The sequence below is a fragment of the Streptomyces sp. V4I23 genome (genome assembly GCF_030817975.1).
Taxonomy (GTDB): domain Bacteria; phylum Actinomycetota; class Actinomycetes; order Streptomycetales; family Streptomycetaceae; genus Streptomyces.
In genome coordinates this window covers 7,599,138-7,618,175 of record NZ_JAUSZW010000004.1, presented here as the reverse complement: position 1 = coordinate 7,618,175, position 19,038 = coordinate 7,599,138, and the positions used below count along the sequence as shown (strand labels likewise).

At 68.5% G+C, this 19,038-nt stretch carries 19 protein-coding genes; 10 read left to right on the top strand and 9 right to left on the bottom strand.

Features of this window, described 5'->3' with window-relative positions; translation table 11 throughout:
* Positions 1-118: 118 nt before the first annotated feature.
* Positions 119-649, bottom strand: coding sequence for a hypothetical protein (locus tag QFZ82_RS36975; RefSeq protein ID WP_307717285.1), 531 nt, complete (start codon positions 647-649; stop codon positions 119-121).
* A 35-nt stretch (positions 650-684) separates the two neighbouring features.
* Here QFZ82_RS36975 and QFZ82_RS36970 point away from each other — a divergent pair, with 35 nt between their 5' ends.
* The 3 genes from QFZ82_RS36970 to QFZ82_RS36960 all read left to right on the top strand — a co-directional run bounded on the left by QFZ82_RS36970 (position 685) and on the right by QFZ82_RS36960 (position 1,867).
* Positions 685-810, top strand: a complete 126-nt coding sequence (locus QFZ82_RS36970; protein ID WP_307717284.1) for a hypothetical protein — start codon at positions 685-687, stop codon at positions 808-810.
* Between the two features lie 30 nt (positions 811-840).
* Complete coding sequence (locus tag QFZ82_RS36965) at positions 841-1,206, top strand: DUF4440 domain-containing protein (protein ID WP_307717283.1); 366 nt, start codon at positions 841-843, stop codon at positions 1,204-1,206.
* Between the two features lie 151 nt (positions 1,207-1,357).
* A complete protein-coding gene (locus QFZ82_RS36960; RefSeq protein WP_307717282.1) occupies positions 1,358-1,867 on the top strand; it encodes a DinB family protein in 510 nt (169 codons plus the stop codon).
* 120 nt (positions 1,868-1,987) lie between these two features.
* On the opposite strand, the gene QFZ82_RS36955 is transcribed toward QFZ82_RS36960, so the two are convergent.
* Positions 1,988-2,416 carry a Fur family transcriptional regulator gene (locus QFZ82_RS36955; protein WP_307717281.1) on the bottom strand — a complete coding sequence of 143 codons (429 nt, stop codon included), beginning with the start codon at positions 2,414-2,416 and terminating at the stop codon, positions 1,988-1,990.
* A gap of 537 nt (positions 2,417-2,953) precedes the next feature.
* On the opposite strand from QFZ82_RS36955, the gene katG reads away from it, so the two are divergent.
* Entirely contained in the window at positions 2,954-5,143 is a 2,190-nt protein-coding gene (gene katG, locus QFZ82_RS36950; RefSeq protein WP_307717961.1) for a catalase/peroxidase HPI, read from the top strand.
* A gap of 151 nt (positions 5,144-5,294) precedes the next feature.
* Here katG and QFZ82_RS36945 read toward each other — a convergent pair whose 3' ends face one another.
* Both QFZ82_RS36945 and ctaD read right to left on the bottom strand, forming a co-directional pair.
* Positions 5,295-5,657, bottom strand: a complete 363-nt coding sequence (locus tag QFZ82_RS36945; protein ID WP_307717280.1) for a hypothetical protein — start codon at positions 5,655-5,657, stop codon at positions 5,295-5,297.
* Positions 5,654-7,408 carry a cytochrome c oxidase subunit I gene (gene ctaD / locus QFZ82_RS36940; RefSeq protein ID WP_307717279.1) on the bottom strand — a complete coding sequence of 585 codons (1,755 nt, stop codon included), beginning with the start codon at positions 7,406-7,408 and terminating at the stop codon, positions 5,654-5,656. The genes QFZ82_RS36945 and ctaD overlap by 4 nt, the downstream gene beginning before the upstream one ends.
* Before the next feature lie 463 nt (positions 7,409-7,871).
* Between ctaD and QFZ82_RS36935 the strand changes: the two genes are divergently transcribed.
* On the top strand, positions 7,872-8,246 hold the full coding sequence (locus tag QFZ82_RS36935; protein WP_307717278.1) for a hypothetical protein: 375 nt from the start codon (positions 7,872-7,874) through the stop codon (positions 8,244-8,246).
* 42 nt (positions 8,247-8,288) lie between these two features.
* Here the strand turns inward: QFZ82_RS36935 and QFZ82_RS36930 are convergent, their stop codons facing one another.
* A complete protein-coding gene (locus QFZ82_RS36930) occupies positions 8,289-9,092 on the bottom strand; it encodes a UbiA family prenyltransferase (RefSeq protein ID WP_307717277.1) in 804 nt (267 codons plus the stop codon).
* 102 nt (positions 9,093-9,194) lie between these two features.
* Here QFZ82_RS36930 and QFZ82_RS36925 point away from each other — a divergent pair, with 102 nt between their 5' ends.
* Genes QFZ82_RS36925 through QFZ82_RS36915 form a run of 3 tightly spaced genes read left to right on the top strand, consistent with a single transcriptional unit; the run spans position 9,195 to position 11,890 of the window.
* Positions 9,195-10,331: a type III polyketide synthase gene (locus tag QFZ82_RS36925; RefSeq protein WP_307717276.1), complete on the top strand. Its 1,137-nt coding sequence runs from the start codon at positions 9,195-9,197 to the stop codon at positions 10,329-10,331.
* A gap of 9 nt (positions 10,332-10,340) precedes the next feature.
* Complete coding sequence (locus QFZ82_RS36920; RefSeq protein ID WP_307717275.1) at positions 10,341-10,862, top strand: isoprenylcysteine carboxyl methyltransferase family protein; 522 nt, start codon at positions 10,341-10,343, stop codon at positions 10,860-10,862.
* Positions 10,859-11,890, top strand: a complete 1,032-nt coding sequence (locus QFZ82_RS36915; protein ID WP_307717274.1) for an NAD(P)/FAD-dependent oxidoreductase — start codon at positions 10,859-10,861, stop codon at positions 11,888-11,890. The genes QFZ82_RS36920 and QFZ82_RS36915 overlap by 4 nt, the downstream gene beginning before the upstream one ends.
* A gap of 240 nt (positions 11,891-12,130) precedes the next feature.
* Here the strand turns inward: QFZ82_RS36915 and QFZ82_RS36910 are convergent, their stop codons facing one another.
* Positions 12,131-12,997 carry a trans-aconitate 2-methyltransferase gene (locus tag QFZ82_RS36910; RefSeq protein ID WP_373429377.1) on the bottom strand — a complete coding sequence of 289 codons (867 nt, stop codon included), beginning with the start codon at positions 12,995-12,997 and terminating at the stop codon, positions 12,131-12,133.
* A gap of 707 nt (positions 12,998-13,704) precedes the next feature.
* Here QFZ82_RS36910 and QFZ82_RS36905 point away from each other — a divergent pair.
* Positions 13,705-15,474, top strand: a complete 1,770-nt coding sequence (locus QFZ82_RS36905) for a sensor domain-containing diguanylate cyclase (protein ID WP_307717272.1) — start codon at positions 13,705-13,707, stop codon at positions 15,472-15,474.
* Positions 15,475-15,551: 77 nt separating this feature from the next.
* On the opposite strand, the gene QFZ82_RS36900 is transcribed toward QFZ82_RS36905, so the two are convergent.
* Positions 15,552-15,710 (bottom strand): hypothetical protein, encoded by a 159-nt coding sequence (locus QFZ82_RS36900; protein WP_307717271.1) that lies wholly within the window; start codon positions 15,708-15,710, stop codon positions 15,552-15,554.
* Between the two features lie 88 nt (positions 15,711-15,798).
* Between QFZ82_RS36900 and QFZ82_RS36895 the strand changes: the two genes are divergently transcribed.
* A complete protein-coding gene (locus QFZ82_RS36895) occupies positions 15,799-16,356 on the top strand; it encodes a TetR/AcrR family transcriptional regulator C-terminal domain-containing protein (protein WP_307717270.1) in 558 nt (185 codons plus the stop codon).
* 357 nt (positions 16,357-16,713) lie between these two features.
* On the opposite strand, the gene QFZ82_RS36890 is transcribed toward QFZ82_RS36895, so the two are convergent.
* Both QFZ82_RS36890 and QFZ82_RS36885 read right to left on the bottom strand, forming a co-directional pair.
* A complete protein-coding gene (locus QFZ82_RS36890; RefSeq protein WP_307717960.1) occupies positions 16,714-18,168 on the bottom strand; it encodes a SulP family inorganic anion transporter in 1,455 nt (484 codons plus the stop codon).
* A 128-nt stretch (positions 18,169-18,296) separates the two neighbouring features.
* Positions 18,297-18,899 (bottom strand): carbonic anhydrase, encoded by a 603-nt coding sequence (locus tag QFZ82_RS36885; protein WP_307717269.1) that lies wholly within the window; start codon positions 18,897-18,899, stop codon positions 18,297-18,299.
* Between the last annotated feature and the right edge of the window lie 139 nt (positions 18,900-19,038).

The following is a 19,038-nucleotide window of genomic DNA, read 5'->3' as shown; positions in this document are numbered from 1 at the left end:
GGACGTGACGGCGCGCTCCTCATCGTCGTCGGCGCGGCGATGGACTGCTCGGGAGTGGTGATGTCCTCGCCGACCACTTCGATGCTCGGCTGTCCGCCGTGACACGGGAGCGTGTTGATCAGGCGTTGGCGACGACCTCCGCCAACTCGGCAGCGGACTCGGAGGTCAGACGGTAGAACCCCTGAAGGCTGACCGAGCGTTCGAGACGCCCGTCCACCATGTATTTGAGACTGCGCGTCCGGCCTCGGCGATTACGCCATTCAAGCCTCGACAGAAGATCGCCGGGGATCGGCGTGTCGAAGCGTACGGGCGTCGCGTCCACATGCACCGCCGCGGCGCCGCAGCCGTCGGCGCCGAGCATCGACCAGTCGCCGTGCCCGGGAAAGGCCGGATCCTGCCACGTCGCGGGGCCGGCGCCGCAGCAGTCGCGCCGCTCCATGTCGATCACCCGCATCCGGCTCACCACGAACACGACGCACCGGTTGACATGCAGCGCGTACACCTCGTCCCCTGCACGGGCACCCGACCAGGCGGGCAGGGAGGAATGGACGCCGCTGAAGGCGACCGGCGGCCGCTCGCCCACGCGACCCTCCTTGCGCAGGGCACGGCACGTGTCATGGGTCCACAGGACGGTGAAGGCATCAGACATGTGGTGATCCTATGGACGAGGACTGACAGCCTCGCGTGGCGGGCGAGACTCCCGCCGGCCACGTCGTCCACGCGCTGACCGCCGATGCCCGATCGGCCCCCGGCCTGGCCAAGGCCTTCCGCACTGCTGTGGCAGCACCCGCACGGAAGAAGTCGCTGTGACGCGATGAGCGGCCTCCGTAGGGTGCCGGCATGGCAGATGAAAGTGAGCGGGCTGTTCAAGCCGCCATGGAGGCGGAGCTGCACCTTCTCGACCCTGAGGTGCGCGCTTCGCCGGTCCTCGTCTCGGAGCTGCTGGACCCGGACTTCATCGAGTTCGGGGCATCCGGCCGCCGGTGGGACGCGACATCGATCCTCACCGTGACGAGTGCCGGTTCGGTGGACCCTGAGTCGCCGGTCGAGGTCAGCGAGATGTCAGGAGTCCTGCTTGCTCCGGGCGTCGTTCACCTGACGTACTTCGCTGAGAACAGCGGACGCCGAACATGGCGAAGTTCCCTGTGGCGTCTGACGGACACTGGGTGGCGCATGTACTTCCACCAAGGCACTTCGGCCTGTTGAGCGAAGGCAGCCACCCCATGAGGGCGTCGGGTCTCCGGGCGGCAGCTGGTCCGGGTCCCGCACCCGATGGCGCGACCGCCGTGGAAGTCTCCACCTCCTGGTCCGCCCAACACAGGGGTCTCAACGGGGCAAGCACCCTATCGTTGCGGTCATGGATTTCCTGTCGCCGACGGACCCGGCCGTCTTCCACGCAACGCTCCGCGATCAGTTCGAGTCGTTCCTCAATGAGCATCGAGCCGCGCTGCACGACAGTTTGAACGGGCTGACCGAGAAGCAGGCGCGCCGGTCGCTGGTCCCGTCCAAGACCACACTCCTGGGCCTGGTCAAGCACGCCACGTTCGTCGAGAAGGTCTGGTTCGACGAGGCGATCACGTGCCGGTCCCGCACCGAGATCGGCATTCCCGACTCACCCGACGAGTCGTTCGATCTCGACGACGGAGACACGATCGCCTCCGTTCAGCGGGCCTACGAGCAGGCCTGCGCGGCGTCCCGTGAGGCCACGGCGGTGCTGACGCTGGACGACCTCGTACGGGGCAACCGCCGAGGTCCGTTGCCCCTGCGCTGGGTCTACCTCCACGTGCTGCGTGAACTGGCACAGCACTGCGGCCACGCGGACATCCTCCGCGAGCAAGTCCTCAGCGACAGCGCACACCACGGCTGAGGCGCTGCACGGGCGGCACTCCGGCTCGGGATACAACGAGACGGCCTCGTGCCGCGCTCCCCTCGCGGGCGTCGTCCCGGCCGCAGGGCGACTGTCCGAACCACGATCCAACGAACAAGATCACACGTGCGGCAGACCGGGCGCGCAGGACGGGCACAGTCCGCGGTAGGTGACCTCGGCCTCGGAGACCGTGAAGCCGAACCGTTCCTCGGGCGGGAGGTCGGCCAGCGGATCGCCGGTCGGGTGGACGTCCCGGATGGTGCCGCAACCGGAACAGACCAGGTGCTGGTGCGGGCGGTGTGCGTTGGGGTCGTAGCGCTTGGCGCGGCCGTCCATGGAGACCTCGATGACCTCGCCGAGGGAGACCAGCTCGCCCAGGGTGTTGTAGACGGTCGCCCGGGAGATCTCCGGCAGCCGCCGTACCGCACGGGCGAGTACCTCGTAGGCCGTGAGATGGACATGGTCGCCGTCGAGGACCTCCGCCACGACACGCCGCTGGGAGGTCACCCGCCAGCAACGCCCTCGCAGTCGCTCCAGCAGGTCACTCATGTCGGTTCACCTGTTCAGGCTCGTGGGACGGCCGAAGTTTACCGGCAGATGTCCGGGTTCTGATCGAAAGCGGATGAGGCGACCGCTCCATTACGTGCCAGGCCAGCATATAATTGTCCGTTTCCGCTTCTCCGGTCAGCGGGGTGATCACCATGATCAGAAATGCGTCGGCCTTTCTCGCATGCCTCAGAGGCCGGGAGAGTCGTCGACCAATGGGCCGGGCCCCGCACGACTTTGAACTCTGAGTGCTTGTTACGCGGGGTTGCCCTGCGTGTTCTCTTAGTGGTGCGGTCTGCGGTGCGCGACCATACGGACGCCGACACAGGATCAATCATCGGCGTCGTGCGTGAGGAAAGGTTCTGCCGACCGCCGGCCTCGCGTCGACTGCCGCGGGTCCGGCAGCCGTTTCCAGTCGGCGGACCCCATGGCGCACCACGAGCGCGGGTCGCAGTGCTCGCCACCGGCAGAGCAACCAACCTCAAGAGCAAGCAGCCAGCAGCCAGCAGACGGAACACCGAGACAGGAAGAAGGACGGACGTGTCCGGCAGCGAAAGCGAGAACCCGGTAATCCCCTCCCCCACCCCCACGCCGACTCGGCCCAGGACGAACCGGGACTGGTGGCCGAATCAGCTGGACCTTCAGGTCCTCCACCAGCACTCGCCCTTGTCCAATCCGATGGGCGAGGACTTCAACTACGCAGAAGAGTTCAGGGCCCTCGACCTCGACGCGCTGAAGCAGGACGTCTTCGAGGTGATGACGACGTCGCAGGACTGGTGGCCTGCCGACTACGGGCACTACGGGCCGCTCTTCATCCGGATGAGCTGGCATGCCGCGGGAACGTACCGCATCGCCGATGGCCGGGGCGGTGGCGGCAGCGGCGCTCAGCGCTTCGCCCCCCTCAACAGTTGGCCGGACAACGCGAGCCTCGACAAGGCGCGCCGTTTGCTCTGGCCGGTCAAGCAGAAGTACGGCCGGAAAATCTCCTGGGCCGATCTTCTGGTATTCGCCGGAAACTGCGCCATGGAATCGATGGGATTCAAGACGTTCGGGTTCGGCTTCGGGCGAGAGGACATCTGGGAACCCGAGGAGATCTTCTGGGGGCCCGAGGACACATGGCTCGGAGACGAGCGCTACAGCGGCGACAGGGAACTCGCCGGTCCTTTCGGTGCTGTGCAGATGGGACTGATCTACGTCAATCCGGAGGGGCCCAACGGCAACCCGGATCCGATCGCTGCCGCCAGGGACATTCGCGAGACCTTCGGGCGTATGGCGATGAACGACGAGGAGACGGTCGCGCTCATCGTCGGCGGCCACACGTTCGGCAAGTGCCATGGTGCGGTCGATCCGGGGTACATCGGTCCGGAACCCGAGGCCTGCCCCGTCGAGCAGCAGGGCATCGGCTGGCGGAACACTTACGGCACCGGCAAGGGCGCCGACGCGCTCACCAGCGGGCTCGAGGGCGCATGGACTACCGAGCCGACCAGGTGGGACAACGGGTACCTGGACAACCTGTACAAGTACGACTGGGAGCTGACGACGAGCCCCGCAGGCGCGAAGCAGTGGACTCCCACGGATCCGTCGGCCCAGGGCACCGTGCCTGATGCTCATGATCCGTCGAAGAGGCACGCTCCCATGATGCTGACGACGGACCTCTCGCTGAAACTGGATCCGATCTACGGGCCGATCACCAAGAGCTTCCACGAGAACCCGGAGAAGCTCGCGGAAGCGTTCGCCAAGGCGTGGTACAAGCTGTTGCACCGCGACATGGGACCTGTCTCGCGTTACCTCGGCCCGTGGATTCCCGAGCCGCAGCTGTGGCAGGATCCCGTCCCCGAGGTCGATCACGAGCTGGTCGCGGACGAGGACATCGCTGCCCTCAAGGAGAGGATCCTCGCCTCGGGACTGTCCATCCCCCAGCTGGTCACCACCGCCTGGGCGTCGGCGGCGAGCTTCCGCGGCACCGACAAGCGTGGCGGGGCCAACGGGGCACGGATTCGCCTCGCGCCGCAAAAGGACTGGGAGGTCAACGACCTGCCCGAGGTGGCCGAGGTGTTGCGGACACTCGAGCGGGTCCAGCAGGACTTCAACGCCTCACAGGCCGGCGGAACGAAGGTTTCCCTCGCCGACCTGATCGTCCTGGGCGGGTGCGCGGCCGTCGAGCAAGCCGCGAGGAACGCCGGGCACGACATCACGGTCCCGTTCGCACCGGGGCGCACGGACGCCTCGCAGGAGCAGACCGACGTGGAGTCGTTCGCCGTGCTCGAGCCCAGGGCAGATGGGTTCCGCAACTACCTCCGGGCGGGAGAGAAGCTGTCGCCGGAGACTCTCCTCCTGGACCGCGCCAACCTGTTGACCCTGACCGCTCCCGAGATGACGGTTCTGATCGGCGGCATGCGGGCACTGAACACCGGCTTCCAGCGATCCCCACACGGCGTCTTCACGCACCGGCCGGAGACACTGACCAACGACTTCTTCGTCAACCTGCTCGACATGGGTACGGAATGGAAGGCGTCGACCTCATCCGAGAACGTGTTCGAAGGCCGGGATCGCGCCACGGGCGAGGTCAAGTGGACCGCCACCGCAGTCGACCTCGTCTTCGGATCGAACTCCCAGCTCCGAGCCGTCTCGGAGGTCTACGCGTGCCGGGACGCGGGAGAGACGTTCGTGCGTGACTTCGTGGCAGCGTGGGACAAGGTGATGAACCTCGACCGGTTCGACCTCGCCTGAGCCCGATGTCCCGGTCGGCCGCTCATCGGCCGACCGGGACGTCCTCGGGACCCGGTCGGGGCGGTGACGGGCACCTTCCCGCGGCCACGACCGTCCCTCCGTGCGGGGCGCGGAGCGTAAGCGGTCCGGGACCTGCCCGAGGAAATCGGAGTCATGCCTGCAGAACGATGCAGTAGGTGAACAGGCACAGCACCGCGACGCCCAGAAGCGCGGCGAGGCTGCCGCACAGCACCCGTTGCTTGAGGCACTCGTATCGTTCCGTGTACTCCTGGCGCAGTTCGCCGGCCCGTGTCACCAGGGCTGCCAGAACGCGGCGGGACAGTGCGATTCGGTTCTCGGTGTAGAGGCGGACGACTTCCTCGCGCTGGCCGGTGGTGAGCCACGGCATCCGGTCGGCGAACACCTCCGCCTCGACGCGGGCTTCGTGCAGATGGCTCTGCGCCAGCAAATAGCCCTCGAGCTCCGCGATACCCGCGGCCGCCTCCCTGTCCGGGTTCTGCGCAGGCCGGCTCATTTGTCTCCCTTGTTTCCACCGAGCGGCGGAGCGGCTCCTCGTCCGGGTTCGACGACGTCCCGGCGGCCTGCGCTCTCCAGGTGATCCACCTGCGAGATTCCAGGATGGTGCAGGTCGAAGGCGGGAGATTCGCTGCGGATGCGCGGCAGCGTGAGGAAGTTGTGCCGCGGCGGCGGGCAGGACGTGGCCCACTCCAGCGAACGGCCGAAGCCCCACGGGTCGTCCACCAGGACCTGCTTGCCGTACTTCGCCGTCTTCCAGACGTTGTACATGAAGGGCAGCATCGACAGGCCGAGCAGGAACGAGCTGATCGTCGACACGGTGTTGAGCGCGGTGAAGCCGTCCGAGGACAGGTAGTCCGGATAGCGGCGCGGCATCCCTTCGGCTCCCAGCCAGTGCTGCACCAGGAACGTGCCGTGGAAGCCGATGAACAGCGTCCAGAACGTGATCTTGCCGAGCCGCTCGTCCAGCATCTTGCCCGTGAACTTCGGCCACCAGAAGTGGAATCCGGCGAACATCGCGAAGACCACGGTGCCGAAGACGACGTAGTGGAAGTGCGCGACGACGAAGTACGAGTCGGAGACGTGGAAGTCCATCGGCGGGGAAGCCAGAATGATCCCGGTCAGACCACCGAAAAGGAACGTGACCAGGAAGCCGATCGCCCAGAGCATCGGTGTCTCGAACGACAGCGCCCCTCTCCACAACGTGCCGATCCAGTTGAAGAACTTCACCCCGGTCGGGACCGCGATCAGGAACGTCATGAAGGCGAAGAACGGCAACAGCACGCCGCCTGTGACGTACATGTGGTGCGCCCACACCGTCACGGACAGACCGGCGATCGCGATGGTCGCGCCCACCAGACCGATGTAACCGAAGATCGGTTTGCGGGAGAAGACGGGGATGATCTCCGTGACGATGCCGAAGAACGGCAGGGCGATGATGTACACCTCGGGGTGGCCGAAGAACCAGAAGAGGTGCTGCCACAGCAGGGCGCCGCCGTTGTCGGCGTCGAAGACATGGGCGCCGAATTTACGGTCCGCCTCCAGGGCGAACAGCGCGGCCGCCAGGACCGGGAAGGCGAGCAGGACCAGCACACCGGTCAGCAGCACGTTCCAGGTGAAGATCGGCATCCGGAACATCGTCATGCCGGGAGCACGCATGCAGATGATCGTGGTGATGAAGTTGACCGAGCCGAGGATCGTGCCGAAGCCGGAGAAGGCCAGACCCATGATCCACAGGTCGGCCCCGACGCCCGGCGAGCGTTCGATGCTGTTGAGGGGCGCATAGGCGAACCAGCCGAAGTCGGCCGCCCCCTGCGGGGTGAGGAAGCCGGCCACCGCGATCAGCGAGCCGAAGAGGTACAGCCAGTACGCGAACATGTTCAGCCGCGGGAACGCCACGTCGGGCGCGCCGATCTGCAGCGGCATGATCCAGTTTGCGAATCCGGCGAACAGCGGCGTCGCGAACATCAGCAGCATGATCGTGCCGTGCATCGTGAACGCCTGGTTGAACTGCTCGTTCGACATGATCTGCGTGCCGGGCCGGGCCAGTTCGGCGCGCATCAGCAGCGCCATCAGGCCGCCGATCAGAAAGAACATGAAGGACGTCGACAGATACAGCGTGCCGATCGTCTTGTGGTCGGTGGTGGTCAGCCATCTGATGACGACATTGCCGGGTTGCCTGCGCCGCAAGGGCAGCTCGTTCTCATACGCGTCCTCGTCCTCGAACAGCGACGCCTTGTTCAGGCTCACGCGAACTCCACTCGTCAGATACGACACGGCAAGCCAGCGAGCAACACCCAGCACGCTGCCCTACAGATGGCATTCAAGGGGCAACCTAACGATTCCCGATACCGGCTGCCGAGTGACACCTCCGCCGCGCACGGCGCTTTGAGCTTCGCAACCTGCGATATCTCTGAACATGAGCCGCAGTACGTCAAGGAGCGGGGTCCCCGGATTCACTCGTTCAGCAGCAGGCATCCGGGAGGGACTCATCCCGGTCGTTTTGTCATGCAAATCGGGCGAGCACCAGAGGTACCGGCCTCGTGACAGCGGGAAAGCCGGGAAGTACCGGCCCGGGGATTCGCGAAGCGTATTCCTACGCATTCACCTGTCGCGGCACTGGGCGACGCAGATGGGTGGAGAGGACCGCTTCGGGTACCCGCGCCCGTAACCGCGCAGCAGCGGCTTGATCGATGCCCTGGATGGAGGTCTTGTGGTGGATCCACTGGCCCTCGCCCGTGCTCACGGGCTGTTCAACGTCCTCGGTGGCGTTTGGCCACTGTTGTCGCTGCGGACTTTCGAGTGGGTCTCCGGCCCCAAGACGGACGAGTGGCTGCTGCAGACGTGCGGCGGTCTCCTGGCAACCGCCGGCTGGAGCATGCTGCGCGTCTCCCCGGGGCCCGAGGGACTGCGGCACGCACGGCGCCTCGGCGTCGGCACAGCCGTCACCCTGCTCGTGATCGACCTGGTCTATGTCCCCCTCGGACGCATCCGCCCGACCTACCTGATCGACGCCGCCACAGAGATCGCGTGGCTCACGGCTTGGTGGAGAACCGGGCGTCTGCCCGCCCGAACGGTGCGCGCCTGAGTGAACAGCCGCGTCCGAGAGGTCTTGCGGCCGCGTCCTGGATCAGCCCATGTCCCCTCCTCGGAGCAGGAGTTGTGCCACGGCCATGCCCGCCACCGCAATCGCGGCCCGGAACGGCCAACGGCTCCGGTTCGCCGACGGCACAGCCGTACCCACGACGGCGACGACTCCCGCCGCGACTGCCGGCACCCAGCTGACCGCCCCGGCTCGCCCGGGAGGACCCACCACGAGCACGGCCATGGCTGACAGCATCACGAACGGGCTCACCCACCGGCAGACCGTTCGCCCCAGGCGTTGCGGCAGCCCACGAACACCGGCGGCAAGATCGTCCTCGATGTCCGGAAACACATTGACGACGTGTGCCCCCACGCCCAGCAACGCCCCAGCCGCCACCGCCCACCAGGCGGGCCAGGACGGCATCGGCAGCCCGAGAGTGACGAAGGCCGGCAGAGAGCCGAACGCGACGGCATAGGGCAGCGGTGAAAGCACCGTGTGCTTCAGCCGCAGGTTGTAGGCCCAGCCGGTGGCCACCATGCCCAGATGCGCCGCCCCCGCCGCGGCGCCGTTCAGCAGCGACAGCGGCACGCACAGCGCCAGGGCCGTGCCGGCCGCCACGGCGACCGCGCGCTGCGACAGTTCCCCGGTGGCCAGGGGCTTGTCGCGGCGGCCGCAGCGTATGTCGCGGTGCGCGTCGACCGCGTCGTTGCACCAGCCGACCGAGAGCTGACCGGCCAGCACGGCCGCAGCCACCGCCGCCGCACCCGCCACCCCGCGCCCGACCGCCACGGCCAGCGCGGTCGCGATCGCCGTGACGGCCAGAGCCGGCTCCAGGTGGCAGGCGCGCAACAACGGAGGGAGACGGTGTGTCGTACGCGGAAGGGCCTCGGCGGGGTGTAGAGACACAAAGGCAAGATAATCGGGCACACGAAACGAGAAGGCATTACCGACATGCGTGTCCCTGTGATCGTCGACGATGCCCCCTCACCGACCACCCTGCCGGACGGTACGACCCCGACCGGTGCGGCCACCACGATCCTCGCCGTCCGCACCGCGCTGCCGCCTCACCGCTACAGCCAGGACGACCTCACCGAGCTGATCGGCGACCTCTGCCTCGCACCCGGCGCCGAGCGCACCCTCCTGCGCCGCCTGCACGCGTCCGCCGGGGTGCGGACACGGCACCTCGCCCTCCCGATCGAGCTGTACGCCGGCCTCGGCGACTTCGGGAAGTCCAACGACGCCTGGGTGGCAACCGGACTCGATCTGGGCGAGCAGGCCCTCACCGGCGCGCTCGATGAGGCAGGGCTCGCGCCGCGCGACATCGATCTGCTGGTGTGCACCTCGATCACCGGCATCGCCGCCCCGTCGCTCGACGCCCGGCTCGCCGGACGCGTGGGACTGCGGCCCGACGTCAAGAGAGTCCCGGTGTTCGGCCTGGGCTGCGTGGCAGGCGCCGCCGGCCTCGCCCGGCTGCACGACTACCTTCGCGGTCATCCGGATGACACCGCCGTGCTGCTCACTGTCGAACTGTGCTCGCTGACACTCCAGCAGCGCGACGACTCCCCCGCGAACCTCGTCGCCGGCGCCCTGTTCGGTGACGGCGCGGCCGCCGTCGTCGCACACGGCCGCGGCACTCGCGGCCGGGACGGGGCGGGGCCGACGGTGGTCGCCACACGCAGCCATCTGTACCCGGACACCGAACAGCTCCTCGGCTGGAACATCGGTGCCAGCGGATTCCGTGTCGTGATCGGTGCCGGTGTTCCCGGCATGGTACGCCGCCACTTGGGTGCCGATCTGCGTGACTTCCTGGCTCACAACGGCCTGACCGTCGACGACATCGGGACCTGGGTGTGCCATCCCGGAGGCCCCAAGGTGCTGTCCGCCGTGGCCGACGTCCTCGGCCTGCCCGACGGCGCCCTGGACACGGCATGGCACTCGCTCGCGACGGTGGGGAACATGTCGTCGGCCTCCGTCCTGCACATCCTGCAGAACACCCGCGAGACCCGTCGGCCCGAGCCCGGTACCTGGGGACTGGTCCTGGCGATGGGCCCGGGGTTCTGCTCCGAACTCGTCCTGCTGTGCTGGTGAGTGGTCCACATGTCCTGGTACACGCTTCTCGTCCTGGCCGTCGCCGCCGAACGCGTCGCCGAACTCGCCGTGGCCCGGCGCAACGCGGCGTGGACGCTCGCCCGTTCCGGCGTGGAGTACGGCCGCGGTCACTACCCGGTCATGGTCGTCCTGCACACCGGTCTGCTGGCCTGCTGTCTGCTCGAGCCCGTGCTCGCCCACCGGCCGTTCCTGCCCGCCCTGGGATGGCCCATGCTGACGCTGGTCCTCCTGGCCCAGTCCCTGCGCTGGTGGTGCATCACGACGCTGGGGCGGTACTGGAACACCCGCGTCATCGTGGTTCCCGGGGCACGTCTGGTCGACGCCGGCCCGTACCGGTTCCTGCGCCACCCGAACTACGTCGCCGTCGTCGTGGAGATCACCGCACTGCCCCTGGTGCACTCGGCGTGGCTGACTGCGGTGGTGTTCACGGTGGCCAACGCCGTGCTGCTCATGGTCCGCATCCGCTGTGAGAACGCCGCCCTCGACGGCCGGGCAGTGGCGGCGGCATGATCGACGGTCACGACCTGCTCGTCGTCGGAGGGGGTCCGGCCGGTCTCGCGACCGCCCTGTACGCGGCACGCGCCGGTCTCGACACCGTTGTGGCCGAGCCGCGCCGCGTACCGGTCGACAAGGCCTGCGGTGAAGGCCTGATGCCCGGCGCCGTGCGGTCGCTTGCCGCGCTCGGCCTCGCCGTCTCCGGTCATCCGATCAAGGGCATCCGCTATGTCCAGGGCCCCCGCCAGGCGCAGGCCCGGTTCCGGCACGGCTCCGGGCTCGGTGTGCGGCGCACCAGCCTGCACGGCGTCCTGCACCGCGCGGTCCGCGAGGCAGGCGTTCCCGTGGTTCCCCTGAGGGTGGAGGCGGTGCAGCAGGATGCCACCGGTGTGCTGGTGCCCGGTACGGGTCTGCGTGCCAGGTGGCTGGTCGCCGCGGACGGTCTGCACTCGCCGCTGCGCCGCTCCCTGGGCCTGGAGGTCCCTTCCCCAGGGGCTGCCAGATACGGGCTGCGCCGTCACTTCGCCGTGCCGCCGTGGTCCTCGCACGTCGAGGTGCACTGGGGACGGTACGGGGAGGCGTACGTCACCCCGCTCGGCCCGGACCTCGTCGGCGTCGCCCTGCTGACGGCCCGACGGGCCCCCTTCGACGCCCAACTGGAAAAGTTTCCCGCCCTTCTCGAGCGCCTCCCCCCGGGGGCGGCCGTCACCGCGGTGCGGGGCGCGGGACCACTGCGGCAGAGGGCCCGCACCCGATTCCACGGACGGGTGCTCCTCGTGGGAGACGCCGCCGGATACATCGACGCGCTGACCGGTGAGGGGATCTCCCTGGCTCTCGCCGGGGCCGAGGCCCTGGTCGGCAATCTGCGCCGCGGTACGCCGGGCCGCTACGAGAGCGACTGGAACCGGGCGACCCGCCGCCACCGGCTGCTGACGGAACTCCTGCTGCGCGCCCGGCAGAAGCCCGCACTGGCACCGCTCATCGTGCCCACGGCCGAGCGTCTTCCTCGCGTGTTCGCTGCCGCAGTGAACGCACTGGCATGAGAGGCGGGATTGCGCGTACCACTGCCCGTTGGTGCGGGGCCGGAATCGCCCGGTCACCCGTATCACCGGCCGGGCGATGGCGAGTCCCTCGTCCTCCGCACTGATGCGGCCCTGTGCAGACCGGTCGATGCATGCTCCGCGCCGACTGGGCGGGCGCGGTGTTTCGCACCGGACCGTCGCGGTGACCGAGCGCCCGGGCGACACGGCGCCGGGGTGCCTTCGCAGGCCGTGAGCCGTTGATCAACTTTCGCTTTCGCCCTCCGTCCGGTCTTCCGTCGGCGGCGGCCGGCGGCCCCAGGCCGTGATCAACCCGGCGGAGATGTCCGCGCAGTCGGGAGACGCCAGATAGCGGATCGCCTCGTCCACCGCGGCATCGTCCACCATGCCGGTGGCCGTGATCGCCCCGCGGGCGCGGTCCCACGTGTCCGCCCAGAAGCGGCTGATGGCACTGCCCGGCGTCAGAGCGGGCACATGTACTTCCGCGCCTACGGAGGTGAGGCCGACGGCCCGCAGCAACTGCGGATAGCCGCAGACCCAGGAGACGTCCGTCCCGATGGACGCCTTGAGCCCCTGCCACATCGCCTGCATCACGCGGGTGTAGGGAGTCGGGGGCGCGTCTGCGGAGGTCAGGTCGATGGCGTCGCCCAGGACCAGAACGCCACCTGGGGCGACGAGTGAGGCGAGTCTGGCGATCATCCGTTCCCGCTCGGGCAGGTGCATGAGCACGAACCGTGCGTGCACCAGGTGAAAGCTGCCGCGCGGCAGGTCGGAGGTGGTGACATCCGCCTCGACAGCCGTGAGTCCGGGCACGGGGTGAGCGGCGAGGAACCTGATGTCGCGGTCGACGGCCACGACATCGTCCACGCCGGCCTCGTCCAACAGGAGCCGAGCCACCGACCCGGTGCCTGCGCCGATGTCGAGGCACCGCCATCCCGGCTCCAGCCCCACTCCCAGGCGCATCAGGTGGGCCAGTGTCACCTCGTCATAGGCGAGGGCCCCGAGGTCGATCCGTTCGCCCTCGCCTTCCTGGTCCGGCCTCAACACTCGCCCGCCGTAACGCGCGCTGTGTCCCCCGCCTGGTTCGCTTTCCTGCTCGTGTGTCCGCATGCGGCCGATCCTGCTCACATCGTCCCGCCACCGGCAGAGGCGCGCCGCAGGCTCCTCCGCAGCGGTGCTGCCGAAGACGCACGGGGCGGCCGGGGGCTTGGTGACCAGTCACACAAAGCACCGTTGCAGCACTGAGCCGACGGCTCATCGCGCACCGCCAATCACCCGGAATGGCGCGGCACATAACGTCGAACCAAATACCGGCCCGGGACGAAATGCTCTTCTCGTGGCGGTAACGCCTCCAGGAACGATTCACCACGGCACTGACTGACGGGAACGGCAGGGTCTTCCTTACCATTTCGCTCCCGCCGCGTCAGCGGCACACAGACGCTGTCGTTATTTCAGGTGAAGCCGCCAGACGGCATGCACATGGAGCGAAGGATCGTCCTACCCTTTTATCGCACTCGAGATGTGCGAGGGGTTGATGTGCAAGGGGTTTGTGTCTGCCCTCCTGAGCCGGGTCACTCCGGGAGGTTCGCATGATGCCAGGATTAGCCGGTCGAGGCGGTTCGACCCACGCCGCCCGTATCGGCCGGCTGCACGAGGCAGGGGTGCGCGAGGCTCTGGGCGTGGGCTCTGCGGCAGCTGCAGCCGTGGGAGGGTGCGTCACCGGGGCAGCGGTGCTGGATGCCTGCGTAGGAGTGGCAGCCGCGCATGGGGTAGCCGCACTCTCGCTCTACGCACGTGCCCGAACCGTCATGGGAAGGGTGCGCCTGCGCCTGACGCTGCTGGCGGTTTCGGTGGCAGCAGGCGGTCTTCACCACCTTTTGGCCAGTCACCCACCCACAGCACAGGGACGGTTTGCCGGCGTTCTCCAATCCGTGGTCGAACTGCTGGCAGTCGCCGGTCTCGCCGCTTCTCTGGGGTTGGGTGTCGCCGGCCTGGTCGTGGCTGCCGCCGACAGCGGCACGACCCTGATCTGGTTACGGCGGCTCCTGGACGGCTGGATGACCGCGGGCTCGCTGTTCACGCTGAGCTGGGTGCTTCTGTTGCATCGCGTCGACAAAGGCGGTGACGTACCGGGATCGCTGATGGCTTTCACCCGCGTGGCGACAGACATTCTCGTCCTGGGGCTACTGATCGCCTTGCGCTTCTGCCGGAAACCCGGGGAGCGCGCAGCGGTCACTCTGGCGGCCGTGGCCCTCGCCGTTCTGGCCGTGAGCGACATGCTGCCCATTCTGTGGCCCGCTCCAGGCGCCTGGTTCGGGATTCCTCTCGCAGCGACCTGCTCGATGGCCGGGTTGTTCCTCGTGGCCCTCGCGCCCTGGCTGCCCGGCGGCGCCAGCATTGTGGGAACCGACCGGCGGGAGATGCCTGTCGCCGGGGTGGTCGTGGCCTTCATACCCGTGGTCGTCTGCGCTCTCGCCATGGCTGCGCACGCACTGGCCGGTGGCCGCCCCGATGTTGTGATGCTCCTCCTTGCAGGTTCTGTGCTTCTCGGGCTCAGCGCCCGGCAAGGCGTTGCTCACGCCGACCACCTGCAGCTCACTCGAGAGGCCGCAGCCCGGGAGGCGCATTACCGCACGCTGGTCGATGGCTCGAGCGACGTGATCACCATCGTCGGCCTGGATGGTCGCGTGCTCTACATCAGTCCCGCCGTCCGTGAGGTCTTCGGCTACTGCCCTGAGGAGCTCGTAGGCGCCCGCCTGCCTCTGTACAGCCACCCTGACGACGTGGCGCTGCTGATGCAAGCTGTCGAGACCCTGCGGCAGGAAGCCGAGTCAGGCACTCGCGGGCCGGGCCGCTGCGTGTCGTCTCGGGTTCGGGCAGCGGATGGGCAATGGCGCCACGTCGAGTCGACGATCAGCCACCACGCCGACGGGCTGATCTTCAACAGTCGCGATGTCACCGAGCGAGTCATGTTGCAGGCACAGCTCGAGCACCTCGCATTCCACGACGTGTTGACGGGCCTGCCCAACCGCGCGTTGTTCGCCGACAGGGTCAGACATGCGCTGCAGAAGCGCGCCGCCGACGCCACGCCGCCCGCGGTGATCTTCCTGGACCTGGACGGCTTCAAGGCCGTCAACGACTCGGCCGGTCACGCGGTAGGTGATGGTCTGCTCGTCCAGGCTGCCCGTCGGCTCCAGGCATCTGTGCGGGCCGCGGACACGGTCGCCCGCCTCGGCGGCGACGAGTTCGCCGCGCTGTTGGAGGGAAAGGCAGGAGCATGCCCTTCCCGGGCCAGGGAAGTAGCGGAGCGGATCTTGTCGGCCCTGGCGAAGCCGTACCGCATCGGCAGCACCGATGCGGTGGTATCGGCTTCCATCGGCATCGCGGTAGCCACTCCGGGGATCACACCGGATGAACTCCTGCACAACGCCGACCTGGTCATGTACGAGGCCAAAGCCGCAGGAAAAGGCCGCATCCGCATGCACGGCGCGCAGCCGCACAGCATCAACTGCGAGATCTCTTCCACCGCCCCCAACACCTGTGTCTGCAAAGACACCGCTATGACAACGGCCCACACAGTGAGCTGAGTTGTTCGGAGCGCCGTTCGCAGGTGTCGGGCAGTGGGCGACTGCCCGGAATGCTGGAGGGCTGAGACGCAGGCGGATCAGGCCGTGCCTGAGGTCCGGTCCCAGGTGGTCAGGCCGCGACCTCCGTGCGGGCGTGGGCGAGGGCCGACGACGAGCAGCCGGCCGACGATGGCCGGGGCCTCCCGGACCAGGGCGTCGTTCTCCACCGCGTCGACCATGAAAAGGGCGAAGTCCACGCGACAGGTCAGGTTGCTCGCGAGGACAGGGTCACCGACATGCCGGCTCCACACAGGCAGGCCCTGGCTCTCGCCCTGGCGGGCCGCGATGCGGCGGCGCGCGGTTTCGACACGCGACGCACTGATCCGCCACCCGTGGGCGATCGGCCTGATGGACTCGCGGAGCAACCCCGGCCTCGCGACGCTGCGCCACCACGACGCCGTGATCGGCTGCCTGCGGTCGGGCGGCTTCACCATCGCCGGTGCGGCGCACGCGTTCTCCGTGCTCGACAGCTACGTCTACGGATTCACGCTGCAGGAGATCAGCCTGCCATTCGAGTCGTCCGTCGGCATCGAGGACCTGGCGGACTCCATCCTGGAACAGATGCCTCGCGACGAGTTCCCGCACCTCACCGAGATGATCGGCCACCATGCCCTGAAACCCGGCTACGCGTACGCCGCGGAATTCGACATCGGGCTCGACCTGATTCTCGACGGATTGGAACGCCAGCGCGAGATCTGGGTCCGACCCGTCACCGGATGCGTGCACGCCTTGCGACCTCACTCCTGCCGCAGCGCGAACCACAGCTCCACACGCTGCCCTGCCTGCTCGTCGACGGGCAGGTCGCCGGAGTGTGGCGCGCAGTCGGCGACGGGCTGGAACTGACCGCCTTCCACACGCTCGGCAAGGCCGCGTGGCAAGGTCTGATCAGGGAGACAGAGCAGCTGTCAGCGCTGCTGGCCGACCGCGATCCAGCCGTCTGCCAGCGCTACGGACACTGGTGGGAGAAAGGGCTCCCGGCGTCGAGAGCACGACGGTCAAAGGCTGACCGCGCCGCCACGTCGCGTACTGACCGGGTGCCGTGCGCCTGTGCCGCGAGTTGCGTGAGGGGGTGAAGGCACCGCGGCGGCGGTCTCCAGGTGCGGTCCGCACCGGCCCGCTCCATGCGACCCCGGGCTCGTATGTCCGGTCCGTACGACCGCCCGGTGATCGGCAGCCGTACGGACCGGGCCCGGGAAGCACTCAGGCCGCGGGCATCAGCACGCGGGTGGCTCCTTCCTCCTTGTTGTGCCGGTCGGCCCAGTTGGAGAGGGCCGTACTGCACGCGTGGTCCAAGTGCCGCAGGCCGAGCAGGTCGAGCTCGATGTGCCGGTCCTTCGGCAGCTTCTCGAGGGTGTCGAGGATCCGGGGCAGCCTGAGGAACGTAGCGTTGCCGGAGACGACCACCCGCACGGGCTCGTTACGGTCGACGCCGTCCTCCACGTCGACGTGGACGTGCGACGTTTCCCATGCCGTCTTGGCGACGGCGAGCAGCAACCCGGCGAGCACGCCCTCGAACATGCTGGTCGCGATGATGGCGACTGCGGTCGCCACCAGGATCAGGGCCTCTCCGCGGTGCTCGCGCCACAGCGGCCCCAGCTCCTTCAACGGGATGAGCTTCCAGCCGGAGAAGACGAGGATGCCCGCGAGCGAGGCGACGGGTATGAGACCGAGCGCCGCCGGCAGGAGCGCCGCGAAGAGCAGCAGCCAGACGCCGTGCAGCACCCGTGACGCCTTGGTCCGGGCGCCTGCCTGCACATTGGCCGAGCTGCGCACGATGACCGCGGTCATCGGCAGCGCCCCGAGGGCGCCGCACACGGCGTTGCCCGCACCCTGCGCCATCAGCTCCTTGTCGTAGTGGGTGCCCGGGCCGCTGTGGAGGCGGTCGACGGCGGCGGCGCTGAACAGGCTCTCCGCCGACGCGATGAGCGTGATGGCGACGACCGTGCCGATCGCGCCGACCACTCCGGCATCCATGATGCCGCCGAGGTCGTCGAGGGACGGTGGCCGAATCGCGCCCAGCAGCCCCTGAACGTCCACCCGCTTCACGGGCAACCGGAACAGCGCCACGGCAGTGGTGGTCAGAACGACGGCAGCCAGCGGTGCGGGGACGACGCGGACCTTGGGCGGCAGATGCTTCCACAGGGCCATCAGTGCGACGGTCACTGCCGCGAGAGCGAACGCGGCCAGCGCCTCGGGCGAGCGGGCCGTACGGACGACCAGTTCGGGTAGGCCGGCGAGATTGGCCGGGCCTGAGCCGGGAGCCTTCGCGTCGGCCATGGCGTAGAGCTGGCCGGCGATCAGTACGAGACCGATCCCCGCCAGCATTCCCTCCACGACGGCGATGGAGATGGCACGGAACCAGCGGCCGAACTTCAGCACTCCCATGACCAACTGCAGCACGCCCGCGACGAGGACGAACACGCCCAGGGCCCCGAGACCGAATTCGGTGACGGCTTCGAGGACCAGCACGGTCAGACCGGCGGCAGGTCCGCTGACCTGGAGGCTGCTCCCAGGGAGCAGTCCGGTCACCAGACCGCCGACGATGCCGGTGACCAGGCCGAGTTCCGCCGGGACACCAGAGGCCACCGCAACGCCCACGCACAGCGGCAGGGCGACCAGGAAGACGACGACGGAGGCAGTGAGGTCGGACCGCAGCGTCGAGGCGGAGGTTCTCTCCGCGCGCTGCGGCGCCCGTCGGTGACGTCCGCGGTTCCCGCGTTCGCTGTTCTCGCGATTGCTGTTCCGGTGTTCACGGTGCCCGCGTTCGCGGGTGTCGGCGGTGCTCACAGCGGAAGGAACGCGTCGTCGTGCGGTCGGCGGACGAGCACGGAGCCGGTGTCTATCTCGTAGTACCAGCCGTGCAGCCTCAGTCGCTCTTCTGCGGCCCGGCGGACGACACAGGGGTAGTCGCGCAACCGCCGGAGCTGCCGCACCACGTGGTGCTGGACGGCTTCGGCGACGGCCGGGTCGGCGGGGGCCGAGGGGTCGGTGAAGAGGGGCGGCGGTGACGCGCTCTCCAGCCAGCCGCGGACCGCCGGAACGGCGGAGAGGTCTTCGCGGCGCGCCATGGCCCCGACGGCACCGCAGTGGGAGTGGCCACAGACGACGATGTCCGTGACCCCGAGCACTTCGACGGCGTACTCGACGGTGGCCGCCTCGCTCGAATGCCGAAGGGGGTCGTGCTCGGGGATGATGCCGCCCGCCGTGCGGAGTTCGAACAGCTCGCCTGGGCGGGCTCCGGTGATCAGTGAGGGGATCACCCGGGAGTCGGAGCAGGTGATGAAGAGCGCTTGGGGGGACTGGCCGTCCGCGAGGCGGCCGAACTCCTCGGCGCGTGCGGCGGCCCTATGCCGGAATGTGCGGGCATTGTTCGTGAGCAAGTGCATGGGGGGTGTTCCTCCAGCGCGCCCTGGGCGCGCGGTGGGGAGTCGTCATGTCGGATCGCAGGTACTCGTCGAGGCCGTGCGGAGGTCGACGGATTACTCGGAGGCGGAACACCGGCAGGACGGCCGGCCGTGCCGGGGG

Excerpts from the sequence above, each read along its gene's own strand:
- QFZ82_RS36975 (WP_307717285.1), bottom strand. The coding sequence starts at position 649 with ATGTCTGATGCCTTCACCGTCCTGTGGACCCATGACACGTGCCGTGCC.
- QFZ82_RS36965 (WP_307717283.1), top strand. The coding sequence starts at position 841 with ATGGCAGATGAAAGTGAGCGGGCTGTTCAAGCCGCCATGGAGGCGGAG.
- QFZ82_RS36960 (WP_307717282.1), top strand. The coding sequence starts at position 1,358 with ATGGATTTCCTGTCGCCGACGGACCCGGCCGTCTTCCACGCAACGCTC.
- QFZ82_RS36955 (WP_307717281.1), bottom strand. The coding sequence starts at position 2,416 with ATGAGTGACCTGCTGGAGCGACTGCGAGGGCGTTGCTGGCGGGTGACC.
- QFZ82_RS36945 (WP_307717280.1), bottom strand. The coding sequence starts at position 5,657 with ATGAGCCGGCCTGCGCAGAACCCGGACAGGGAGGCGGCCGCGGGTATC.
- QFZ82_RS36925 (WP_307717276.1), top strand. The coding sequence starts at position 9,195 with ATGCGTGTCCCTGTGATCGTCGACGATGCCCCCTCACCGACCACCCTG.
- QFZ82_RS36920 (WP_307717275.1), top strand. The coding sequence starts at position 10,341 with ATGTCCTGGTACACGCTTCTCGTCCTGGCCGTCGCCGCCGAACGCGTC.
- QFZ82_RS36915 (WP_307717274.1), top strand. The coding sequence starts at position 10,859 with ATGATCGACGGTCACGACCTGCTCGTCGTCGGAGGGGGTCCGGCCGGT.
- QFZ82_RS36910 (WP_373429377.1), bottom strand. The coding sequence starts at position 12,997 with ATGCGGACACACGAGCAGGAAAGCGAACCAGGCGGGGGACACAGCGCG.
- QFZ82_RS36895 (WP_307717270.1), top strand. The coding sequence starts at position 15,799 with ATGCGGCGGCGCGCGGTTTCGACACGCGACGCACTGATCCGCCACCCG.
- QFZ82_RS36885 (WP_307717269.1), bottom strand. The coding sequence starts at position 18,899 with ATGCACTTGCTCACGAACAATGCCCGCACATTCCGGCATAGGGCCGCC.